The sequence below is a fragment of the Dorea sp. MB18-49 genome, assembly GCF_023669465.1.
Classification (GTDB): Bacteria; Bacillota; Clostridia; order Lachnospirales; family Lachnospiraceae; genus Dorea_A; species Dorea_A longicatena.
This window is the reverse complement of record NZ_JAMOYX010000081.1, coordinates 1-6,608: the sequence shown is the minus strand read 5'-3', so window position 1 is coordinate 6,608 and position 6,608 is coordinate 1. Positions and strand designations below refer to the sequence as shown.

Annotated in this window: 6 protein-coding genes; all 6 read right to left on the bottom strand. The window is 40.6% G+C overall.

Going from position 1 to position 6,608, the window contains the following annotated elements; translation table 11 throughout:
* Positions 1-684, bottom strand: a 684-nt coding sequence (locus NCY30_RS14585) for an AlbA family DNA-binding domain-containing protein (protein ID WP_250818860.1), incomplete at its 3' end; no start/stop codon positions are given.
* Between the two features lie 149 nt (positions 685-833).
* Complete coding sequence (locus NCY30_RS14580) at positions 834-1,205, bottom strand: ATP-binding protein (protein WP_331476597.1); 372 nt, start codon at positions 1,203-1,205, stop codon at positions 834-836.
* Positions 1,206-1,606: 401 nt separating this feature from the next.
* Complete coding sequence (locus NCY30_RS14575) at positions 1,607-3,049, bottom strand: glycoside hydrolase family 32 protein (protein ID WP_006427688.1); 1,443 nt, start codon at positions 3,047-3,049, stop codon at positions 1,607-1,609.
* A gap of 21 nt (positions 3,050-3,070) precedes the next feature.
* On the bottom strand, positions 3,071-4,990 hold the full coding sequence (locus NCY30_RS14570) for a PTS beta-glucoside transporter subunit IIBCA (RefSeq protein WP_028087350.1): 1,920 nt from the start codon (positions 4,988-4,990) through the stop codon (positions 3,071-3,073).
* Positions 4,991-5,183: 193 nt separating this feature from the next.
* Positions 5,184-6,173 carry a LacI family DNA-binding transcriptional regulator gene (locus NCY30_RS14565; RefSeq protein ID WP_028087351.1) on the bottom strand — a complete coding sequence of 330 codons (990 nt, stop codon included), beginning with the start codon at positions 6,171-6,173 and terminating at the stop codon, positions 5,184-5,186.
* A 291-nt stretch (positions 6,174-6,464) separates the two neighbouring features.
* Positions 6,465-6,602 (bottom strand): Fic family protein, encoded by a 138-nt coding sequence (locus NCY30_RS15415; RefSeq protein ID WP_334303087.1) that lies wholly within the window; start codon positions 6,600-6,602, stop codon positions 6,465-6,467.
* Positions 6,603-6,608: the final 6 nt, after the last annotated feature.

Sequence of the window (6,608 nt, the reverse complement as noted above, 5' to 3'; positions counted from 1 at the left end):
ACACAATTGTGGAAAATATGCCTGTGGATATGGACTAAAAAGCAAAGTCGCACTAAGCGTTACTTTCTCTCCTCGCTTTATGCTCATAAGTTCATAAATACTTTCATTATCAAGTGTTGCTAATCTTCGTTTTCCTCTCTTTAACAGTTCAATATAACGATTCAGTTCTTCCTGATCCAATGACATTACTGTTACTCTCGGAACCTCACGGATATCGTCTTGATATTTTCTTCTATATGCTTCATAACTATATATTTCGTATTCTGTCATCGGTTCATCACTATCCCCAATACGGGTATAGGATCCCTTCAACCTTCCACGTCCTTGATAATAGCAAGGTCTGTCTGCCAAATCTATTCCGGGAATTTCAGCAGAAACAAATTTTTTATTTTCCTTCTCTACAACTGTAATAAGCGGCCGTACAACCGGATTCATCTGCAAGCATTGCTCGTTAATTTTCTTTTGAATGTCCTGAGCATCATAAACACCAACTTCTTTATAATCTTGTTTCTCATCAATTCCAAAAACAATAATGCCACCATCATCCTGATTAGAAAAGCTTGACAAAGAATCATATAATCGTTTCGGACATCCTTGCTCCGCTGATTTCAATTCCAAATTCTGCGTTTTGCATTTCATTTTTTGAATTAATTTTAGTTTGTCATATAATTCTTCTGTTGTCATTTTAGTTCCTCCATTTATATTTTAGATTCTAGCACTATATTTAAGTTTATGCAAGAAACTTGCATATTCCGCAAAAACAGAGCACTCGCTCCGCATGAGCGGAGCGCTGTTCCGCTAGGAACGGATCATTGCCCTGTTTGTTAATAAAGTTACTTGCTTTCTACACGTCTATCGCGACCTGGAAAGTCTAATCGATATGCTTTAGAGGTCATGCGGCTGAGACATGCATCTGCATATGTGTTATCACCAAACAATTGGTACCAGTTCTCTACTGGCATCTGCGAGATGATGACTGTTGATTTTCGGCAATCTCTAGCTTCGATGATTTCAAAGAGATCACGGCACTTGTCAAGATTTAAGTCCATCAATCCAAAATCATCTATAACAAGAAGATCATAACCGGCCATCTTGTTTGAATACTCATAGTAATTATCTTCACTATGCGCATGGGCGGATTCTTGAAGCAGATAAGAGTGCTTGATCCGATTCGAAAACGATCCATAACAGATCTGGTTGGGCACTTATTCAGACGCATCTGAATAGCACCAATAATAGTGTTGTAGTCCTGCATAAAAATGCCTCCTTTCGTAATCTAAAAATAATGACTACGAAAAAACTATAACACTTTATAAGAATGCGTGATCCGACGAAGCGGAAAAGTGTTCCGTTACGACCGGAAAAACTGATCCGTTGCTAGCGGAATCGGTGATCCGATGAAGCGGAATTTGCAGTCAGATACAAAAAACTTGCCACCTGCTACTTCTTACAAATGCATGGCAATACATAAAACTTGCCACTGACAGCATCTCTTGCATACTATGGTATAAAAAATGTGGACTGGCACCTCTTTTTTCAGGAACCTGTCCACATTTTTATTTTCTTTTCCGTATATTCACCTGTTATATCTTATTCAGTCCGGAATCTATTTTTTATATTCAACCTCGAATGATCCAAGTTCATATCCATGAACGCTTCCCTTTACCTCTCTGGATACAAGCTCTACTTTCTGTTCAAGATGTTCACTATATACTCTTGTTGTCAGAACCGTTTCCCCGTTATTAATGAATATCTCAATGGCTGATGTATCCGAAAAGATGGTAATATCCGAAAGCTCTTCCACCTTAGCAAAGCGCTGCTTTCTTCCACGTCCGCTTTCTCCCATCGATAAGGTAAAAAGCCCGTCCTTCCAGCTTATTGTAACATCTTCACGAAGCTTAAGCTCCAGATTTTTTGCTTCTTCCACGTCAAGTCTCAGTTCAAAACAGCAGTCCGCAGGCGCCCACTTTGTAAATGCTTCCAGTTCGCAGGTAAATGCATTTTTACGCAGATCTTTCATCTCCTTTAATGGATGCTGTAAGATCTTTCCATCTTTCCATTCCAGTTCTCTTGGCATGGTAAGTGCATGGATCCAGTCATATGCAACCGTTGCATCATTATCATAATCTGCATCCGGAATCCCCATCCAGCCAATCAGGATTCTTCTACCCGCTTCATCTGCAAATGTCTGTGTCGCATAGATGTCAAATCCTTTGTCAAATTCCTGAAATTTTCCAAAGCTGTATGATTTGTTCTTCAGGTCAAACTCTACCGGAAAATATCCACACTGGTACACATTCTGGTAATCATATCCCTTCTGATCTACTCCCTGTGGACAGCATGTCATAATCTGCTGGCCGTCAATCTCGAACAGATCCGGGCATTCCCACATATAACCAAATGGCTTTGCTGTCCGCACTGTATCGTACCATTTCCAGTGTTCCAGATCGTCGGAACAAAACAAAAGTGCACAGCCATAAGATTCCGCATCACGGCCTCCCTGGATCATATAATAACGGCCGTCTTTTTTATAGATTTTTGGATCTCTGACATGCTTGGACATATTCACCGGATAATCATCATTGGTCATTACAAGCTTCTTGTATGCAATATTCTTTCCATCCGGACTGAATACGTGAATCGTATTCTGTTCCCGTCCATTCATGATATAATCATAATCTTTATCCCAGAGTTTTACATTTCCTGTGTAAAAATAGTGAATTCCATCTTCACAGGTATAGGCTGATCCGCTATATACACCGTCTCTGTCCCATTCTTCGTCCGGATAAAGGAACGGCTCTTCTTCTTTATAATGAATCCAATCCTTTGTTGTGTAATGTCCCCAAAGCTTCGTTCCCCATCCGGCAAGAAATGGTGTATATTGGAAATAAATATGATTCACACCCTGAAATTCACACAGACCATTCGGATCATTCATCCAGCCTGTCGGCGGCATCATATGAAAGTGAAGTCTGTTTTTATCTTTTTTTACATTCTCCCTCATACTTTCATGCTTCGGATATTCTGTTAAATATGTCTCTTTGTTCATCTGTTCCTGTCCACCTTATCCTTACACGATTTCAGCCATCTTATCATTTTTTGCAATATGTTTTTCTTCTGTTTTGATGGTCTTTCCTTCCGGAAGCTCTGTGAAGATAACAAGAATTTCCGGAGAGTATCCATGCTTCTTCACCAGGTCGATGTCAAATCTGATAAGTGCTTCTTCTGCTGTTACTTCCTGTCCTTCTTTTACAAGTGTCTCAAATCCTTCACCGTTCATATTGACGGTATCTACCCCGCAGTGAATCAGGATCTCTGCTCCATCTGCAGTTGTAAGTCCGATTGCATGTCCGGTTGGATATACGAGTGATACGGTTGCCTTACATGGTGCCATAACGGTTCCGTCTTCCGGAAAGATAACGACACCGTCTCCAAGTACCTTGTTTGCAAATGTCGGATCTGTCGATGCTTCGATATCTTTTACTGTTCCCTCTGCTGCTGCATAGACTGCACCAGGCTCTTCTGTAATAACTGCCTTTGTTGTATCATTTTCTTTTGTATCGTTCTTTTTGTCATTTTTATTCTTATCCGGTGCTGACCACATTTTTCCAAAGATGACTGTACATACAAATCCAATCGTAATCGCGATTGCATGTGCAATGATGTAGTTAATGTACCCGTGATGTGCCGGATTAGCAATTGCCATTCCAGGAAGTGCAGTTGTACCGAATCCAAGAGCAGTAAGCTTTGAATAGTATACATATGCACCTGCAACTGCACCACCGATACATCCACCGATCAGTGGAAACTTGTAACGTAAGTTTACTCCGAAGATTGCCGGTTCACTGATACCAAATAATGTCGAGCAGAAACTTGGAATACAAAGCTCTCTGGCTTTTAAGTTCTTCCAGTTCAGGGAAAGATAACCAAGTACCGCACCACTTTGTCCAAATAAAGCTACAGACATCAGTGGATTTAAAAAGTTTGTTCCTGTCGATGCAATAAGCTGTGCTTCTACCGCACCGATAATGTGATGAAGACCTGTGATAACTACGATCTGCTGAACTCCGGCAAATAACGCATACCCGAATGCTCCCAGATGTTCTGTACTCCACATCAGTCCGTCTGTGATTCCATTAGAAAGAATTCGTCCTGCCGGACCTACAAGTGTAAAAAGTAATACCGTAGAGATAAATACTGTCAGCATTGGTGCAACCAGAAGCTTGATTACATCCGGAATTACCTTATTGAAGAATTTATCCAGTTTTGCAACTACAAATCCCATCATAAGCGCGATGATGATTCCTCCTTGGAATCCTACCATCTCAATCTTCAGTCCGAACAGACGGATAACTTCTATATCAACGGTTCCCTGTGCAGCCTGGTAAGCATTGGCAAGAGAACTGTCTAACATGATTGCTCCGATTACCATACCAAGAACCGGATTCCCGCCAAATCTTTTTACGGCTGAATAGCATACTGCCATTGGAAGGATTGCAAAGATACCTGTAGACGCAAGACTTACCAGCCGGTTGATCGCATATAAGGTATCATGTGTCTTTACTACTTCAAGTCCGCCAAGGACGCTTGTAATTCCCATCAGAAGGGCTGCTGCAAGAAGTGCCGGCATGATTCCGATAAATACATCAGATAACGCTTTGATCACTGCCTGAAGTGGATTCTGCCTCTTCGCACTTTCTTCCTTCAGATCTCCCAGTGACATATTCTGTGTATTCGTATACTCGGCAAATACCTCATATACATCATTCACTGTTCCAGCTCCCAGGATCAGCTGTAACTGATTACCTGCTATGAACGCACCTTTTACTTTGTCGATATCTTCCAGTTTTTCAATATCTGCAAGATCATTATCTTTCAATACGATCCTGAGTCTGGTTGCACAGTGTGCTGTTCCCTGGATATTATCCATTCCACCAATATTGGCTACGATCTGTTTTGATATTTCCAGATACTCATTGTTCTTTCCCATTTCTCTTCTCCTTGTATTGTTTTGTTTTGGAACCGGTTCCGTTCCTATGTTTTTATTATATACATCAGCTTTTGTATGTCAACACAAAACGTCACTGCAATTTCATTTTTGGAAACGGTTCCAAAAATTGATATCTAAATTTGTCTATATTGCACAAAAGCGGGTCTGTCAAATTGACAGATCCGCCTGATTCTCAGTTCTCTTTTACACTTTTTCTTTCTATAATTTCATACGGGTTGACCTGAAGCGGGCTTACCGGCTTTCCTAAAATCATCTGGATCATCGACTCAGCACTGATCTCCCCCCAGTTCTTCCAGTCAAATTTTACCGTCGTAAGTGGCGGCTGTAACAGTTCTCCTGCTTCGTAATCGCCAAATCCTACCACGGATACTTCTTCCGGTATCCGTATACCTTTCTCTGACATTACTTTGTACACGCCAAATGCGATACGGTCTGTTGCGCATACGACTGCCGCCGGTGTCTTCATATGATCTACAAATTTCTGTACATTTTCAATTGCATTTTCATAAAAGAACGTTGTCTCTATGACTTCTTTTGGCTTTTTCTCACAAGACATAAGTCCATCGATCACTCCATGGCGTCGTTCTCCTCCTACTGCCGGGTCATCTTCAGGTACCCAGAGCATATAAATCTCCTTGAACTTACGTTGTCCGATATAATTACCCACCGCATATCCTGCATTGTAATCATCATTAATGACAGAATTCTCTCCCGGGAAGCGTTGTCCAAGAAACAGGATTGGAATTTTTAACTTCTTTACTGCTTCTTCGTATTCTTTTGTGCTTCCCGTCGCAAGAACCATAATTCCATCTACATTCATATTCTTCAGCCGTTCGATACAGCGTATTTCTTCTTCGATATCATTTTCCGTATGCATGATAAGAGGTGTATAATCATTTTTCTTAAGATAGGCAACGATTACTTCTACAAGTCTCGGTGTTGTTACCGAGTTAAATCCAGGTACCGTAAGTCCTATGATCCGGCTCTCTTTTGCATTCAGCCTTGCAAACAGATTCGGCTCATAATTATTTTCTTCGATGATTTTTTTTATCTTCTGGGCCGTTGCATCTTTGACGCTTCCCCCGTTCAGATATCTTGATACAGTACTTTTTGCCACACCGGACATCTGGGCTATATCATTTATTGTCAGTTTTTTTTCCAAATTATTTCCCCCATAGCGTCTATTTCGAACCTGCTTATAATACAGAGAACCTGCCAGTGACAGCTTCTTCCGGACACATGCCGATTCAAAATGTCTTAATATGTATTATACTCTTCTTTGAAATTTCCTGTCAAATTATCTCCTGTCCGAAATAGAGGATTCACACAAAGATTTTCAAGGGTTTGCGGAGAATTTAATAACAAAATATAACAGTTATTAAATCTCTTAAAACAGGTGAAATCTCAATCGGGATTTCTTTCTGCAGACGCTGCCGCAGGAATTGGTCTTCTCTCATTTTTCTCTTTCTCCGCTATAATATAACTGTTTTGGACTCTTTGGCTTATCTGGAATACTCAACTTAATTACGCCAGCTTCTACTAATGGATTTACATACGTCTGTATAGCATAAGTAACAGAATTTAACCCCAGATAATC

Excerpts from the sequence above, each read along its gene's own strand:
- NCY30_RS14575 (WP_006427688.1), bottom strand. The coding sequence starts at position 3,049 with ATGAACAAAGAGACATATTTAACAGAATATCCGAAGCATGAAAGTATG.
- NCY30_RS14570 (WP_028087350.1), bottom strand. The coding sequence starts at position 4,990 with ATGGGAAAGAACAATGAGTATCTGGAAATATCAAAACAGATCGTAGCC.